Here is a 15,896-nt window from a genome sequence, read left to right on the forward strand (position 1 = left end):
TACGACTTGTGTTTTTAGTGAAATTTTATTATGCGAGTTTAAATTTGGTGGCTTGCTTGTTTGGCGTCGCGGATTAAATTCTAATTTTAGCAAGAAGCGCTCGTAAATTTACCGGTCATCTTTTAAATTTTGCCTTCATTGCAACGTGCGTAAAAATATAAAATTTAGTCGTATGTAAAATATCGTAACGATAGGTTATGCGGTTTGATATTTGTTTGGCGCTATAAATTTTTAAGACTCTCTTTAACTTAAGCTCATGCAAAGGAGCAGTAAGTTATGAGAACTATGTTCTTGAAAAGTAACAAGCGTAGCGAAGTTAAAAAATAAGTATAGTCCGTTCAAGAATTTCTGAAGCTAAATTTAGAGAAATTCTAAAGTACTTTACAGAGGATATAGAAGCATCAAAGATATCGAATTTAACTAAAATTTCAGAAGTAACCTTATGTAAAATCTTTAGAGAAATAAGAATTCTAATGTCTAAAGAGTGTGAAAAGATAAGTAAATTTAGCGGTGAGATTTCCAGCTCGCAAGCCCGCCTAGAAAACTTCGCTTTATAAACCTGCCTGCAGCACCGCTTTCGCTTGCTTTGAAATAGATGAAAGCCACTTCGGATCTAAAAGAGTAAGAGGTCTTGTGCTTAGCTTCATGCTACTGATAAGACGCACTCTCTTTGAGAAAAGAGGTAGAGGCGCAGCAAATAAAACACCGGTATTTAACTTCGCTTAGCGTCGCTTCGCTAGCTACCGTCGCCTAATGGCTCGAAACCGCTCGTTACTGCGTCTTGAAAAGCTACGAATGCAGTGAAGTAGAGCACAACGGTATGTTTAAAAGAGATGGCAGAGTTTATGCTCAAATAGTTAAAAACTATTCTGCTAGTAAGTTAATACCTATATTATCTGAGTTTAGCGATCTGGACGAGAGTGTTATTTATTCTGATTGCTGGAAAGCTTACGATGGCTTGGTTGATTATGGAACCAAAGCTCATTATAGAGTAAAGCATTCTAAGAATGAATTTGCAAATGATAAAACCATATCAACGGTATAAAAACTTTTTCTCAAAGAGAGTGCGTCTTATCAGTAGCAAACAAAGTGAAGCTAAGCACAAGAGCTACGACTTGCGTTGCTACTGCCTCCTGAAAGGCTACGAGCGTAGCGAAGTAGAATTTAGATATAACACTAAAACTACACAGGAAAACTTATATCAGAAACTGTTGAAATTGATAAGAGAGAATCCGATTAAGTTTAATTGAGCCTTTTTTAAAATTTATAGAAAGAAAGTCGGAATTTCTTCCGACTCTGGATTTACGGCTTGCCGCCTTCGACGACGAGAGATTCCGGATCTACGCTATCGCCGTAGATCGGTCTTAGCGTAGCGTCGTAGTTTTTGTGAAAGAAATTTTCCTTGCCGAGTTCTATGATTTCGTTATTTAGCCATTCAAGTAGCGCTTTGTTTCTTTTTTTGACTGCTGGCGCGATGACGTCGATCTCGCCTAGGGCTTCGATACCGACGGTAAAGCCCGGGTTTTCTTTAGCCCACGCAAAAAGCAGCGCGTTATCGTGCGCTAGAGCCGTGCCTCTTTTATCGACTAGGGCGGCGAAGGTTTCGGTGTTTTGGTCGTATTTTACAAGCTCGATGTCGGGGTGATTTTTCGTAAAATACGCATCCGCGGTCGTGCCTTTATTTACGATTAGCTTTTTGCCTTTTAGCTCGTCCACGCTTTTTATGACGGCACCGTTGGGACTAACGACGCCTAGGGACACCTTCATATACGGAAGCGCGAAATCAACGACTCTAGTACGCTCAGGCGTTTTTGTGAAATTTGCCAAAGTGATATCGACTTTGTCGGACACCAGCACCTCGACGCGACTCGCGGCCTCTACGAGTTCAAATTTTACCTTGCTCTCGTCGCCTAGCAAATCCTTTGCGATGCGTTTGGCGAAATAGATATCATATCCTTGATTTTTGCCCTCTTTATCGACGTAACCAAACGGCGGCTTGTCGCTAAAGACGCCCACGCGCACGTATCCGCGCTTTTTGATCTTAGCTAAAGCGTCCGTTTCGGCAGCGCAAACATTAGCTTGATCCATTAGAAAGACGGCGGCGAATATTGCCAAAAATGAAAACAAAAGTTTTTTCATTTTTTCCCCCTTAAAATAAAGTGCGTAAAATATACAAAAGCTTGGCTAAAATGCGGCTAAATTTACGAATTTTGAGACCGTATGGACGTCAAAAGGCACAAAATTCGTTTAGAAAGGTAACGCCAAATTTGAAAGGGAGTGTAAAATTTACTCAATATAAATTTGTAAATTTAATTTTAAATTTAAGAAAGCGACGAGCGAGCCAAAATTTGCAAGCAAAAATTACAAATTCGGACTTTTTGGTTGCTTACATAACATATTTATAATCTTGCAAATTTTTAAAAAATATAAGATTTTGGTCGCCGGACTGTGCTTTTAATTTAATCGCGCGGACGAAAATATAGCTAAATTTGAAGCCGAATTTGCGGCTAAATTTAACGCACGCTTGCAAATTTAAGCCCGCCGTTAGCTTGGGCTCGCAAATTTACCGCCGAAAAAATCATTTATAAACGTCAAGGCTCAAATTTGGCTCGTGGATGACGCGCGGTAGCTGCGAGATTTTGTCCTTTACGGACTGCACGTTCGCAAGGCTTGACGGCGGGCTAAAGAGTGAGCTTTCAAGGCGGTCTTTCGCGCCGTTAAAAAAAGTGAAATTTATCGTTCATAAACGCATCGCAGCGATACCGCACTATCAAATTTAAGCTTCGCATCGCGCAGTCGCCGCATAAAACGAGGCTCAAAAGATAGCGCGCTTCATCTTGTTACCGACAAAAATGCGAATTTTTTGTTAAGCTCCGTATCGTCAAGCATCTCTTTTTCGCCTAGTTTTTTTCGTGTTCGGCGCTTTTTTATCCGCCAAAATCGTCACGCTTTTGAAGCTTTTGTAAAATTCACGGACGAAAACCGTGCCCTTAAAATCCGTATAAATATCAAACATCGCCTTAAGTGCCATAAAATCACGTAAATATGGCGTTTTCGCTTCTCGCCGATGGCTTTGCTCGGTTGAAATTTGACGTTATTATAAACGCCGTTGATGAGATCCTTGCTCCTAAACTCAAGCTCTTTAAAATTTGATCTTTTAAAAACTCGCTCCTAGCGATGCTGCGAGCGTGTTCGTGGTTAAATTTGCCGTCGATGCTTTTGATGGCGATGTTTATAAAAACGTTTGGCTCAAGATAAGTTAAAAACTTCCAAAGGAGTTTTTCTCAAAGAGAGTGCGAGCACAAGAGCTGCGACTTGCGTTGCTACTGCCTCCTGAAAGGCTACGAGCGTAGCAAAGTAGAGCAGGGGGGAGATACGCTAAACAAAATTTAAAGAAATCTTCTCAAGTGTAGCGACGGTAGCGACCGCAAGGAAGCTAAGCAAAGAGAATTTCTTACTTCATCTTAAAGAATGCGAATTTAAATATAATAACAGTAAAGATACGAAAACTTTCTATCATATTTTACTAAAATTGATAAGATAAAATCCGCTTAACTTATCTTGAGCCAAACGTTTTTATTTAGCTCCTTGCCGTTTATCTTATATAAAATATCGGTTAAAAAAGTCGCCCGTACCTTGTGTGGGCGGCGCTATGACGAGCGATACTCCTGCGATCTTCGGCGACGGATCGGTAGCGCATAAACGCCGCCAAAACGAATACGACGGAGTTTGCGAGCAAAACCGAATGAAATGTGCGGAGAGCCTTTTGCTTTTGTGCGACGACGGCGATAGCTTCTTTGATTTTCGGATTTATTATTCGTAAAAAACTCGGTTTAGATAAAGGCCGTTTGGCGGCGCCGGGATGCGCGTGAGCGGCTTTTGCTCGTAGATAGCTCGGCGCAAAAGCTCTTTTGCTTTGAGAAAATTTGCGCCCAAGCAGTCGCTTGCGCTCGAGGCTAAATTTTCGTTTGTATTTTTGCCGCTTATTTTTGGCTCGGCATTTTGGATCCGGCTTGCGCTTATCGTTTGGGTTAAATTTAAAGCCGAATTTATGCTTTCGTTACCGATTTTTTGGGCGGCGATTTGGTGCCGGATGCTACCGGTTTTGTTTAAATTTGAGCTTAAATTTACGTGTTCGGCGCCAAATTTTAAGGCGTCATAATCGGTAGAGCTCGCTTTCAAATTTGAGCCTTTCGCGCTCGATAAATTCGCGTTGCTTTTAAATTCGTCCCGATTTATGTTTTTTTCGTTTGCCGCCAAGACGTCGCCGCAACCCGCAGCGTTTGCGTTTAAATTTACTATACCGTCCAAATTTACGTTGCGCCCAAGACCCATTGAATTTGAGACTAAATTTTTATCGTCGCTTGTTTTTAAATCTTCGTCAAATTTAAAGGCCGTCCCGTCTGCGGTAAAATCTAGCTTGCGGCTTTCTTTGGCGGTATTTATACTTAAATTTTTGTCCGCTCTTTTGCTCAAATTTGCCGCATCAAATTTTACCTCCTCAGGCTTGCCGCTTAAATTTGAGCATAAATTTAAGCTGCCTTTTTCAAAATTCGGCTCCGTTAAATTTGCGCTCAAATTCGCCGCTTTGGCACTCTTAAATTTAAACTCCCGCACGTCCGTTTCTTTAAATTTGCCGTTTTTGGCAAGCTCGAGCGCCTTAAAGACGCTAGCAACCATAAGGCGAACCTGAGCGCGCAAAAAACCGTTTGCTTTAAAAACGATGATCGACCGCTCGCCGCGCGCGTAGCAAAATGCCTTTGAGACGCGACGTACTGGGCTTTTGACATCGCTGCCAAGCTTCATAAACGCGCTAAAATCGTGCTCGCCGACAAAAAGCGCAAGCAGTTCGTTTGCTAAATTTAGGTCAAATCTCGGCAAAAAAGTCTCGTAAGGCGCCAAAAAAGGCGAAAATTCTCCGTGATTTATGACGTAGCGGTAGGCTCTGGCCGTAGCGTCGTAGCGCGGGTGGAAGCAGTCCCGAGCTCGGCTTATAAATTTGACGTGAACGGCGGGGTGGGCGTGACGGTTGATGAGTGATTTTAGGCGGGTAAAGTCCCTAAAATGCTCGCCGCACTCCACGCAGGCGACTTGATTGTTTGCGTGCACGCCCTTATCGGTGCGCGAGCTGGAGATTATTTTGCTAAAAATGCCTACATGCGCTAGAGCCGCACCTAGAGCGTCCTCGACGCCGTTTTCGTGCGGCTGGGTCTGCGAGCCCTGGAACTTCGACCCGTCGTAGCTAAAAACGAGCTTAAGGCGCACTTAGTATCTTTTTAAAATTTTAGCCCTAAAGCTAAAAATCGAGGAGATAAAAAATAGAGAAAATATCGCCGCAATCGCGATAAAAACGCGCGAACTAAAGAGCATAATGAGCGTAAAATAGCCAAAAAGCACGCCAAAAATACCAAAATACACAAAGCCCTTTTCGTAACGGTAGGTCACGATACCCAGGCTCAAAGCAAAAAGCGTCGTCGCTAGCGGGAAAAGCGCGATGAGAACGTAGGTAGCGAAGTCTTTGGCGCGTTTTTTATCCTCGCTCATCGCCTGCCAATACTGCCAAAACGACTTCGTCTGCGCGACGCTGTCCTCTTGGACGGTGCGGATTTTCATCGTGCCAAAGTCCGTTTTGTGCCACGAAGCGTCCCCGATATCGTAAATTTTGCCGTCTGATAGCGTAAATTCAAGCACGGCGTTGTCGTTGGTTAGGCGCGCGTTTTTAGCAAGAACCAGGCGATGCGCGCCTTCTTTTGGCGAATAAAGCGTCACGCCTTCGTAAAGAGTGCCGTTCTCGTCGTGCTTTTCGTTTTGGATAAAGACCATCCAGTCGGAGAATTTTTGCCCGAATTCGGTTGTTTTTAAATTTAGCTTGGCGACGGTTTTTTTGTATGCGACGAAATTTGAGTTTAGCTCTGCAGCCGTGGGGATCAGCACTATCGCGGTGACGATGAGAAAGATTGAGACCGCGCCGCTAACGATGAGAAAAAATTTAGCGATCCTAACGGGCGAATATCCGAGGGTAAAAAGCACGATGCTCTCGTTTTCGCGAGAAAGCCTGAAAAACATAAGCGCGAGCGAGGAAAAAAACGCGATGGGCACGGTAAAAAGCAGCACTCTAGGCAGCATAAACATATAGAGCTTAAAAAGCTCTAAAAAGGTGATCTCGATGTAGGAGGTGATGCGCGCGATCTGGATAAAAAACACGATCGACATAATGAGAAAAAGCGTCGCAAACAGCGATGCGAACGTGCTTAGAAAATTTGAGAAAAGATAGCGCGCCGTCCTATCCATAAATGAGCCTCAGGATGTAGATAAACTGATCCTTAAACGCATAAACGATGAGCGTGGCAAGGCTCAAAAACGGCACGAAAGGCAGCTCGTATCCGCGCTTTCGTACGATAACGTATGCGGGTAGCGTCAGTAGCGCCGAGACGTAGATCGCCATAAGGCCGAGCTTGATGCCCAAAATCGCTCCCATAACGCCCGCGATAAAAATATCTGCAGAGCCCATAGCCTCGCGCTTGAGGGCTAGACTAACGAGTGCGCGCAGTAGCCAAAAAGCAAACATAAAAATCGCGGCGTTTATAAACGAATCAAAGGCGCTCAAAAGCCCCTCCGAGTCAAAAGATGCAGGGGGATTAAAGCCGTAAAGCAGTGAAAATGCGACGCTGGCAAAGAGCAGCGGATCGGGAACGGCCTTGTAGCGAAGATCAATCAAGCTAAGCGCTAGCAGCAAGATAAAGCAGACACCAAGCATCGCCGCCTTGAAAATCGCGGCATAAAAGCCGTCCGCAAAAGGCTCCAGCCCGCGGGTTTCGAAAAAATACGCAAGCACGCAAAGTAGGGCGCAGGCAAGCTCGACCAGCGGATACTGAAAGCTGATTTTTTCGCCGCAAAATGCGCATTTGCCGCGCAAAAACAGCCACGCGAAAATCGGGACGTTGTGATACGGCTTTAGCGGGGTCTTACAGCTTTGGCAGTGCGAGGCGGGGAAATTTATGCTCTCGCCGCGCGGCATGCGGTAGATTAGGACGTTGCTAAAGCTGCCGACTACGGCGCCTAAGATGAAAAATAATAGAACAAAAAATAAAACGGCGAAAATCATAACTCTCCTATTTGAATTTATTTTACGCTTTTTGCGGTTTTGCGCCAATTTTCGGGCTTTTGCGCTTATGTTTTTTGCAAAATTTATCGCCCTTCGGCGGCGGTTGCATCGATTTTTATGCCCTGTATCGTGATTTGTGGCTCAAATTTACGTGCAATATACCCGGCTTTTTGTCGTTTGAACAACGCTTAAAAACCGTTTGGCTCCAGATCGTGACCATTTTAAAAGTCGCCGCTCGTTGTCATACGGGACGACTTTGGTGTTTGTAAAAATTTGCCGCCGCCAAAGGCAAAAGATGTCCGAATTTTTATAAATTTGCCGTCGGCCGTTAAATAAAAGCTGATTTTAACGCGCTGATTTGATCTAAAATTTGGCTCGAATTTGCCTCTTCATTTACGCCGCAAAAGCATAAAACAGAAAATTTAAAGGCGATTTTAGCGAAATATTGCCTTGAAGGATTTTAAATTTGCGCTTTTTAGCAAAATTTTACACAAAGCGGCATTAAGACGAGGCTTTAGTTGGTAAATTTTAAAAGTCGTTGCGCTTCACGGATATAAAAATTTGAATACGAAAAAATATTCGGAGCGAGTGCAAAAGCGCCATAAACTTAAAATAAACGATCAAATTTTGCTCAAAAATCTGTACTCAATTTCCAGCCAAAGCAGTCTAAAATTTTAGCTTCCAAACATCAAATTTAAGCTTCCGTCGCTCGTATCAAGCTCCAAATTTCACAGCCCGCCGAACCTTCTATCTTTTTTCTTAAATTTCGCCGTTATCCGGGCTAGCTCCTCGCGCGTAAAATCAGGCCAAAGTGTGGGCGTAAAGGCAAACTCGGCGTATGAGGCTTGCCAAAGCATAAAATTTGATAGCCTCTGCTCACCGCCCGTGCGCACGAGAAGGTCGATGGGCGCGGGCTCATCGAGGCAGCCTTGCAGGCTATCTTCGCTTAAATTTAGAGCTAAGTTTTGAGTGTCAAATTCTCCTCCGTTTTTTTTGCAAAATCTCCTAAAAGCTCTTAAAATTTCATCTTTTGCGCCGTAGTTTAGGGCCAAATTTAGCTTTAGCCTAGAGTTTTGAGCGGTCGCGTTTTTGATATCGGTTATCTCGTTTTTTAGCTTGTCGCTTAGCGGACTTTCGTCGCCGATAACGTTAAATTTGATACCGTTTTTGATAAAGCTCTCGCGTTTTGAGAGCAAAAATTTATGCAAAAGCTCCATCAAAAACGCCACTTCGCTCTTTGGGCGCTTCCAGTTTTCGGTGCTAAATGCATAAAGACTCAGCACCGCCACGCCCTCGTCGATGCAAAACTCGCACATCTGCTCTACGACGTTCGCGCCCGTTTCGTGCCCTTTTGTACGTAGCAAACCGCGGCTTTTGGCCCATCTGCCGTTGCCGTCCATGATGATCGCGAGGTGATTTAGCTCGTTCATTTTAGCCCTTAAAATCAATTATTTTGCCGCTCGGATCAAAAAAAGCGGCGATGTTTTGCGTCGTTTGCGTTTCGCAGTCAAATTCATTTCGCAAGAGCCTAGCGACCTTTTCAAACGGCGTCTGAGCGCTGATTATCTGGGCGCCTTTTAGCGTGAAAATAATTGGAGCGAAATTTGAAAAAACAAGGTAAATTTGACTCGTCCGGGCTCCGTCAAATTTCATCTGAAAAACGCCTTTTACGCCATTATAAACAAACGAAATATTAATGATATTTTTTTGCAGCGCAAGCAGCATCTGAGCTAGATTTTCAAACGTTTCTCGCGAGTCTGCCGCGCTAAGACCGTTAAATATATATTCATAAAACCAGTTTAGATCGGGCTCGCTTATCAGCCTTTCTATCAGCGCGAGTCCCTCAGGCGCAGCGTAGGCTAAGCTTGGCTTTTTAAAGAGATTTCTTATCACGATATTTTCGGTGCCGCTTGCGATTTCGCCCCAGTATTCGCTGTTTACGTCGAGGCTTTTCATGCTTTTCGTGCTTAGGATTTTGTTGCCCATTTTGAGATTGTAGCGATTGTAGCCCGTCTTTTCGGCGACTTTGATACTGATGGGCAGGCTCGCATTTAGAGCCGTGCCAGCGCCGCCGCTTGCGATTTTTTGCACTCGTGAGACAGGATTTATCATAGGTTGCTTGCTAAATTTACGATTTGCCGCGCCGCGTCCTCTTTGGATGTTAGCGCGATATTTTGCGCGCCGCGATGCGTGATAAAGGTGATTTGCGTGCTATCCGAGCCGAAATTTATATCGCCGCCCAGCACATTTAGACAAACGGCGTCGAGGCTCTTTTTTTCAAGCATATTTTTTGCGTTTTGCATGGCGTTTGCGGCGTCCGTTTCCATTTTAAAGCCGATTTTTTTTACGTTTTTAAAATCCGCCAAAGAGCCCAAAATATCCTCGTTTTGCGCTAGCTCTAGCGTCCAAATTTCGCCTAAGTTTTGCTTTTTTAGCTTGCCTTCAAATTTGGTTTTTGGAGCGTAGTCGCTCACCGCAGCCGCCATCGCGAGCAAATTTGCGTCCGTCAAATTTGCGCGTAGCAGCTCTTTTAGCTCCGCCGAGCTTTGAAATTTAAGCGTTTTATAGGGCGCGTTCGCCGTCTCAAAGCTAGCTATCAGCGTCACGTCCGCACCTGCGTAGTAAAAGGCGCCCGCCAGCGCTTTTGCCATCTTGCCGCTAGATAGATTTGTCACGGCTCTTACGTCGTCGATCTTTTCGCTCGTGGCGCCGCCCGTTACGATAACCTTTTGTCCTTTAAATTTTGGCTCCGTTAGCATCCTTTTGGTTTCGTAGATGATCGTAGAAACGTCTGCCAGCGCGCCTTTACCCGTGTCGCCGCAGGCTAGGGTTTTTTCTACCGGTTCGATAAATCTCGCGCCGTTTGCCGCTAAAAACTCGAAATTTTTGCGCGTAGAGAAGTGATTTAGCATTTTATCGTTGGCCGCGGGCGCGATGAGGAGCGGAGCCGGGCTAGCGATCAGAGTCTGCATGAAGACGTTATCGCAAATGCCGCTTGCAAGCTTGTTTATCGTATTTACGCTCGCGGGCGCGATCAAGATAAGATCGGTTTTGGCGTAGGCGATGTGATTTAGCCCGTCCTGCCAACTCTCGGTGTGCGAGGTTAAAATTTTATGCTCGCACAGCGCTTCAAAGCCAGCTTCCGAGCAAAATTTGAGCGCTCCTTCGCTAAGCATAACTCGCACGTCCGCGCCCTCTTTTTTTAGCGCGGATAAAATTTCATAAGCCTTGTAAAATGCGATACTGCCGCAAACCGCGAGCAAAATTTTTTTATTTTTGAGCATTTTCGTCGCTTTTCGTGTCGTTAAAAAATTTATAAAAAAAGCCTTCTTTATTGACCTGTTTCGTGCGGCTGATGGCTAGTGCGCCGCTTGGCACGTCGCTAGTTACGGTGCTTCCCGCGGCGATTAGCACGTCGTCGCCGACTTTTACGGGGGCTATGAGCTGGGTGTCCGAGCCGATAAAGACGTTTTTGCCGATTATCGTTTTGTGCTTGGCTTTGCCGTCGTAGTTGCACGTGATAGTGCCGCAGCCTACGTTTGTATCCTGGCCGATCTCGCAGTCGCCCAGATAGCTTAGGTGGCCCGCCTTGACGCCGTTTAGCCTGGCTGCCTTTAGCTCGACAAAATTTCCTATGTGGGTGTTTTTGATCTCGCATTTTGGGCGCAGGTGCGCTAGAGGGCCGACGTCCGAATCCTCGACGACGGAGCTTTCTACGACCGAGCCGCTTTTGATGACGGAGTTTTTGATGAGGCACTCTCCGATGACGCTTACGTTTTCTTCGATGACGCATTCGCCTTCAAATTTTGCTCTAGCATCGATATAGACGCTGTTTGGTAGCCGCATTAGCACGCCCGCTTTCATCAAATTTTTCTTGATCTCCTCCTGCATCAAATTTTCGGCGATACTGAGCTGAAATTTATCGTTTATGCCCATAAAATTTTGCTCTTCGACGCTGATAGCCCAGCACTTTAGACCGCGCTCGTTTGCAATTTTTATCGCGTCGGTTAGGTAAAATTCTTTCTGCGAGTTTTCGTTGCCGATGAGAGGCAAAATCTCTCGCAAAACCTCGCTTTTAAAGCAGTAGCAGCCGGCGTTTGCGCTTTTTATCATTTTTTGCGTCTCGGTCGCGTCTTTTTGCTCGACGATGGCCTCGACTTTGCCGTTATTTACGATCACGCGGCCGTATCCGTAGGGGTCTGCCGCCTCAAAAACGCTTAGCGCGACGTCTGCGTTGCCCGCGCTTAGGCGAATCAGATCGTTGGTTTTGATAAGCGGCATATCTCCGCATAAAATCAGCGTTTTTTCGCTATTTAGCGGGATGTTTTTTAGCGCGCCCGCGGTGCCGGGGAACTCTTTTAAATTTTGCTCGTAAATTTTAGTTTGAGGGAAAATTTCTTTGATTTTGGCTTCGACGAACTCTTTTTGATAGCTCAAAACCACGCTCACGTCGCTACTGATCTCATAAGCCTTGCGCAAAATATGTATGATCATCGGCTCTCCGCAAAGCTCGAAAAGCACCTTTGGCCTGCTTGATTTCATCCTCGTGCCAAGCCCCGCGGCAAGCACCACTACGCCTATATCGCTCATCTTTTTTCCTTGTTTAAATTTGATCGATTTTATCTCAAATTTACTAAATGCGGGATTAAGATTTTGCGGCTTATCGATTTTCAAAATGTTTAAATTTTTATAAAATAACCGCATTCTCTTAAATAAAAATTAAATTTATAGCATAATAATTTAAAACGAATCCAATTTTAGGCGAATTAAAATACTGTTTATCTCCACCCTGTTTTATCGATTATTTTTACCGCTTTGCTCCTGCTTATCGGCGTTACGAGCGCGATTTTACCGTATCGGCGCGAGCTTGAGGAGCTCATAAATTTAAACGCCGTCAAGGTCTAAAAGACGGATGAAACGCTAAGCGCGGAGAAAATCTTGCAAAGCTTTCGAGCAAACGGGCATTAAACGGCTCGCAAGTCTCGTGCCGCCAAAAAACGAAGCGATAAAAATTTATGCGAACAAGAGCGGTGCCTATCCGGTCGATCCATACGCCGCGCAGATCATCGGCGAGGACGGCGGAATCGCCTTTATATGCGCATAGCGATGTCGCTGCGCCGAAATTTAGGCCTTGCGCTAACGTGCGACAAAACCACGGGCGAGGTCGGCAAACAGATCGCGGGTGCAAGCGTCGCTGCGATAGCGGCGCTCGTAATAAGCGGCTTTTGGCTGCATTTTTCAAGGATAAAGCGCAAATTGCCGAGGCGGCAAAGCTGAATTTTAACTCAAAATACGCCCTTTTCATAATCTACGTATGAGTTTGGAAGGATACAAAAACGTTAAATTTTAACCGTAGGCTTGCCTTTTCATAATCTACGTATGAGCTTGGAAGCCCTAAGCGCCGCAGGTTTAGCTCATTATCCGCCCAGCGGAGCTCATATGGTCGTATCGCAGGTATAACCCCGCGGCGGACGGAGCTTTTTGTTAGCTCGCAAGATTTACCGCAAACCCGCGCATGCTCGGCCTGCGCATAATGACCGCGCCGCTATGCCCGCAAAAAAGCAAAAAGCCGCCGAGTATAAATTTAGCGACGCGCGGAGGGCTTAATTGATTTTAAATCAAGCGGCATAGATATAAAAATTTAGCCTGATGTTCGCGGTCGCAGATAGGATTGACGCCCGATACTACGAGCCTTGCGCGCTAAAACCGCTCGCCCCGAAAAAAGGCGGTCGCAAACGCCAAAGAGGCGATATGGAGGAGTAAAACGGCGGACGGCATAACCCAACCGCAGGTGCGGTAAAGAGCGCGAACTATCGGCTGCATACGGCCTATTTTTGCAAATTTGCGGTAAATTTATAGTCGTTCGTCTCGCTTTTTGACGGCGTTTTTATCTTTAGCGGATTTTGCATAACGACAAAGGGCGTTTAAGCGATAGTGAGGGCAAAACACTGCGCCACGAAATCCTATTTTGCATAACGACAAAGAGCGTTTAAGCCGAAAAATTTTAGTCGAATTTGCCTCCGAGCGGCGCAAACGATAAAGGCGCGGTCGAAAAAACGCAAGCCAAAACGAGCCTAAAAAGGCTGAAATAAAAAACGACGCAAGATAAAAGAATAATAAAAATAAATTCGTCAAATTTACGCTCGCCGCAAAATGCCGCCTTTTGCTTTCGTTTAAAATTTTACTTCGTTTTTTAAATTAAAATTCGAGCAAAAACAAGCGCTCAAATTTGACGGAGAAAAGCGCTGAAAAATCGAAATTTGATCAAAAATGCAAAATTTAAAAAAATTTATGCCGCTTTGGAACGCCTTTTGCAAAAAGCTAACCTAAATTTAACTGTTTTTTCAACTAAAAAAAACTAAAATACAAACAAAATTTAAGATAGAAAGTTTTTAAGATGGATTTAGGTAGCCTCGTCGGTTGGATAGTCATTATGGTGCTTCTGCTCGGTTCCATGCAAATGGGCGTAGGCGTCGGAGCTTACATTGATATTCCTTCGGTTTTGATCGTTTTTGGCGGTACTATTTGTGCGCTGATGATCGGCTTTAAGATGGAGCAGATAAAAAAACTGGGCACGTTTTACGGTATCGCGGCAAAACCTAAAACTTATAATTTGCCCGAAATCGTAAAAAAGATGGTCGAATACTCTACCAAAGCCCGTCGCGACGGCATTTTGGCGCTTGAGAACGATGCGAACAACGAAACCGATCCGTTTTTAAAAAAAGGCCTGTCTATGGCGGTGGACGGCAATGAACCCGACGCCATCAGAACGCTGCTTGAGATAGATATGGAGCAGTCAAGCTCGCGCCACAACGATAATATCAAAATCTTCGATCAAATTTCAGGCTTTGCGGGCTCGATGGGTATGATCGGCACCCTCATCGGCCTGGTCGCGATGCTGATGAATATGTCCGACCCCTCGGCTATCGGTCCGTCGATGGCGGTCGCGCTCATTACGACGCTTTACGGAGCGATGATAGGAAATATTTTAGGCGCGCCCGTGGCAAATATCCTAGGTATCCGCGACAAGGACGAAAATACCGCAAAAGTGCTGATGCTAGAGGGTATAATGGCGATACAAGCGGGCGACAATCCTAGGACGCTAGAGATGAAGCTGTTGTCGTTTTTGCCGCCTAAAGAGCGCGTAAGTCAGTTTGATAAGTAGAAAAAATGGCTAAAAAGTTAATCGATCCCGCCGACTGCCCCAAATGCCTACCGGGATGGCTAGCGGCGTTTGGCGACTTGATGTCGCTTTTGCTTTGCTTTTTTGTGCTGCTGCTTTCGATGAGTACTATGGACGCTAAAAAGCTAGAAGCCGCGATCGGCTCGCTTAGCGGGGCTTTGGGGATTTTAGAGAGCGGCGTAAAGCCCGATGCCGGCGCCGAGCAAAATCAAGACGACCACGCCACCTCAAACAAAGAGCGCACGGGCGTGAAGTCGAATTTCGAGCAGACCCTGCGCTCTATCAACGAGCTTTTGCACGCCAGCGGCTCGCCCGAGGTCACGTTTGAGGAGAGCGAGAGCGGATTTGTGATCAGATTGCCCGCGAATTTGCTTTTCGACAAGGACAGCGCACGGCTACAAAACGACGATGCGTTGCTGTTTTTAAAACGTATCGCGATGGTGATAGCAAAGCTACCGCCCGACGTCGTAGCAAACGTGATCGGACACACAGATAGCGAGCAGCCGGGGTCTGCGGAGTTTAAAGACAACTGGCAGCTATCCTCGGCTCGCGCCATCAGCGTGGTGACGGAGCTCATCAAAGACGGCGTCGATCCTAAAAAACTAACCGCATCCGCAAAGGCCGAATTTGAGCCCTTTGCGACGAATTTCACCGAGCAGGGCAGGGAGAAAAATCGCAGAGTCGAGATCCACTTCGTTTCGTTAAATTCGGACGACAAAGCTAAAACGCAAAAAAGCATACTGGACGTGCAGGAGTAAATTTGAAAAAACTGACGTTTTTGCTGTTTTTTATCTTTGCGGCGGTCGCGATAGGCGAGGATAACGTCACGATCCCGACCGTAAATCTCAGCCTAAGCGCGCCTACTACGCCGACCCAGCTGGTTAGCTCGCTAAACGTCCTACTCGTCCTCACCGTCCTCACGCTCGCTCCTTCGCTCGTTTTTATGATGACGAGTTTTTTGCGGCTCATTATCGTTTTTTCGTTTTTGCGACAAGCTATGGGCACGCAGCAGATGCCGCCCTCTACGGTGCTCATTAGCCTTGCGATGGTGCTTACGTTTTTTATCATGGAGCCCGTGGGCAAGCAAGCCTACGAAGCGGGCGTGCGGCCGTATCTTGGCGAGCAAATCGGCTACCAAGAGGCTTTTGAACGCGGCGTGAAGCCGTTTCGCGAGTTTATGATAAAAAATACGCGGGAAAAAGATCTGGCGCTGTTTTTGCGCATCAGAAATATGCCAAATCCGCAAAGCTTCGACGATATCCCGCTCACGGTCGTGATGAGCGCGTTTATGATCAGCGAGATGAAAACGGCGTTTGAGATAGCCTTTTTGCTCTATCTGCCGTTTTTGGTCATCGATATGGTCGTTAGCTCCGTGCTTATGGCGATGGGTATGATGATGCTGCCGCCGACGATGATATCCTTACCGTTTAAGCTGCTTATTTTTATACTCGTCGACGGGTGGAATTTGCTCGTTATGAACCTCGTTAAAAGCTTTCATTAGGTTTTTTGTCGCTATAATCTTAAAAAAGCTCCGCGCGCCGCTTAAATTTTTATTTTACCTGCGGTGACGGATCTCGGACGGCGCAAACCCGCTCAAATTTAGCCCGC

At 45.6% G+C, this 15,896-nt stretch carries 15 protein-coding genes and 4 pseudogenes; 10 read left to right on the plus strand and 9 right to left on the minus strand.

Going from position 1 to position 15,896, the window contains the following annotated elements; translation table 11 throughout:
• Positions 1-323: 323 nt before the first annotated feature.
• The 3 pseudogenes from CRECT_RS04215 to CRECT_RS04225 form a co-directional block, all read left to right on the plus strand.
• Positions 324-714: pseudogene (locus CRECT_RS04215) on the plus strand (hypothetical protein); the annotation flags it as partial.
• Between the two features lie 103 nt (positions 715-817).
• Positions 818-1,053, plus strand: a pseudogene (locus CRECT_RS04220) (transposase); the annotation flags it as partial.
• 101 nt (positions 1,054-1,154) lie between these two features.
• Positions 1,155-1,250 (plus strand): annotated as a pseudogene (locus CRECT_RS04225) (IS1595 family transposase); the annotation flags it as partial.
• 52 nt (positions 1,251-1,302) lie between these two features.
• Here CRECT_RS04225 and CRECT_RS04230 read toward each other — a convergent pair.
• Positions 1,303-2,139, minus strand: a complete 837-nt coding sequence (locus CRECT_RS04230; RefSeq protein ID WP_004319854.1) for a cysteine ABC transporter substrate-binding protein — start codon at positions 2,137-2,139, stop codon at positions 1,303-1,305.
• A 476-nt stretch (positions 2,140-2,615) separates the two neighbouring features.
• Here CRECT_RS04230 and CRECT_RS04235 point away from each other — a divergent pair, with 476 nt between their 5' ends.
• A complete protein-coding gene (locus CRECT_RS04235; protein WP_004319909.1) occupies positions 2,616-2,780 on the plus strand; it encodes a hypothetical protein in 165 nt (54 codons plus the stop codon).
• A 101-nt stretch (positions 2,781-2,881) separates the two neighbouring features.
• Here CRECT_RS04235 and CRECT_RS12945 read toward each other — a convergent pair whose 3' ends face one another.
• Positions 2,882-3,016, minus strand: coding sequence for a hypothetical protein (locus tag CRECT_RS12945; protein WP_257792188.1), 135 nt, complete (start codon positions 3,014-3,016; stop codon positions 2,882-2,884).
• Positions 3,017-3,436: 420 nt separating this feature from the next.
• Between CRECT_RS12945 and CRECT_RS13070 the strand changes: the two are divergent.
• Positions 3,437-3,544, plus strand: a pseudogene (locus tag CRECT_RS13070) (IS1595 family transposase); the annotation flags it as partial.
• A 108-nt stretch (positions 3,545-3,652) separates the two neighbouring features.
• Positions 3,653-3,823, plus strand: a complete 171-nt coding sequence (locus CRECT_RS04240) for a hypothetical protein (RefSeq protein ID WP_157752387.1) — start codon at positions 3,653-3,655, stop codon at positions 3,821-3,823.
• Here CRECT_RS04240 and truA read toward each other — a convergent pair.
• The 7 genes from truA to glmU all read right to left on the minus strand — a co-directional run bounded on the left by truA (position 3,814) and on the right by glmU (position 11,695).
• Positions 3,814-5,265, minus strand: a complete 1,452-nt coding sequence (gene truA, locus CRECT_RS12495; protein WP_004319849.1) for a tRNA pseudouridine(38-40) synthase TruA — start codon at positions 5,263-5,265, stop codon at positions 3,814-3,816. The two genes, CRECT_RS04240 and truA, sit on opposite strands and share 10 nt — an antisense overlap.
• Complete coding sequence (locus tag CRECT_RS04255) at positions 5,266-6,291, minus strand: LptF/LptG family permease (RefSeq protein ID WP_171992670.1); 1,026 nt, start codon at positions 6,289-6,291, stop codon at positions 5,266-5,268.
• Positions 6,284-7,105 carry a prepilin peptidase gene (locus tag CRECT_RS04260; RefSeq protein ID WP_004319911.1) on the minus strand — a complete coding sequence of 274 codons (822 nt, stop codon included), beginning with the start codon at positions 7,103-7,105 and terminating at the stop codon, positions 6,284-6,286. Before CRECT_RS04260 ends, CRECT_RS04255 begins: the two co-directional genes overlap by 8 nt.
• 728 nt (positions 7,106-7,833) lie before the next feature.
• A complete protein-coding gene (uppS, locus tag CRECT_RS04265; RefSeq protein ID WP_004319889.1) occupies positions 7,834-8,535 on the minus strand; it encodes a polyprenyl diphosphate synthase in 702 nt (233 codons plus the stop codon).
• Between the two features lies 1 nt (position 8,536).
• Positions 8,537-9,217, minus strand: coding sequence for a hypothetical protein (locus CRECT_RS04270; RefSeq protein WP_004319901.1), 681 nt, complete (start codon positions 9,215-9,217; stop codon positions 8,537-8,539).
• Positions 9,214-10,389, minus strand: a complete 1,176-nt coding sequence (gene coaBC, locus CRECT_RS04275; protein ID WP_004319895.1) for a bifunctional phosphopantothenoylcysteine decarboxylase/phosphopantothenate--cysteine ligase CoaBC — start codon at positions 10,387-10,389, stop codon at positions 9,214-9,216. The genes CRECT_RS04270 and coaBC overlap by 4 nt, the downstream gene beginning before the upstream one ends.
• The gene (glmU, locus tag CRECT_RS04280) at positions 10,376-11,695 is read right to left on the minus strand and encodes a bifunctional UDP-N-acetylglucosamine diphosphorylase/glucosamine-1-phosphate N-acetyltransferase GlmU (protein ID WP_039888271.1); all 1,320 of its coding nucleotides are present in this window, start codon (positions 11,693-11,695) and stop codon (positions 10,376-10,378) included. The genes coaBC and glmU overlap by 14 nt, the downstream gene beginning before the upstream one ends.
• Before the next feature lie 504 nt (positions 11,696-12,199).
• Here glmU and CRECT_RS12320 point away from each other — a divergent pair.
• The 4 genes from CRECT_RS12320 (at position 12,200) to fliP (ending at position 15,789) form a co-directional block, all read left to right on the plus strand.
• A complete protein-coding gene (locus CRECT_RS12320; RefSeq protein WP_198400769.1) occupies positions 12,200-12,382 on the plus strand; it encodes a hypothetical protein in 183 nt (60 codons plus the stop codon).
• Positions 12,383-13,502: 1,120 nt separating this feature from the next.
• Positions 13,503-14,270: a motility protein A gene (locus tag CRECT_RS04290; RefSeq protein WP_039888261.1), complete on the plus strand. Its 768-nt coding sequence runs from the start codon at positions 13,503-13,505 to the stop codon at positions 14,268-14,270.
• 5 nt (positions 14,271-14,275) lie between these two features.
• Positions 14,276-15,046 carry a flagellar motor protein MotB gene (locus tag CRECT_RS04295; RefSeq protein ID WP_004319820.1) on the plus strand — a complete coding sequence of 257 codons (771 nt, stop codon included), beginning with the start codon at positions 14,276-14,278 and terminating at the stop codon, positions 15,044-15,046.
• Positions 15,047-15,057: 11 nt separating this feature from the next.
• The gene (fliP, locus tag CRECT_RS04300) at positions 15,058-15,789 is read left to right on the plus strand and encodes a flagellar type III secretion system pore protein FliP (RefSeq protein ID WP_375804288.1); all 732 of its coding nucleotides are present in this window, start codon (positions 15,058-15,060) and stop codon (positions 15,787-15,789) included.
• Positions 15,790-15,896: the final 107 nt, after the last annotated feature.

It is taken from the genome of Campylobacter rectus (assembly GCF_004803795.1).
Taxonomy (GTDB): Bacteria; Campylobacterota; Campylobacteria; order Campylobacterales; family Campylobacteraceae; genus Campylobacter_A; species Campylobacter_A rectus.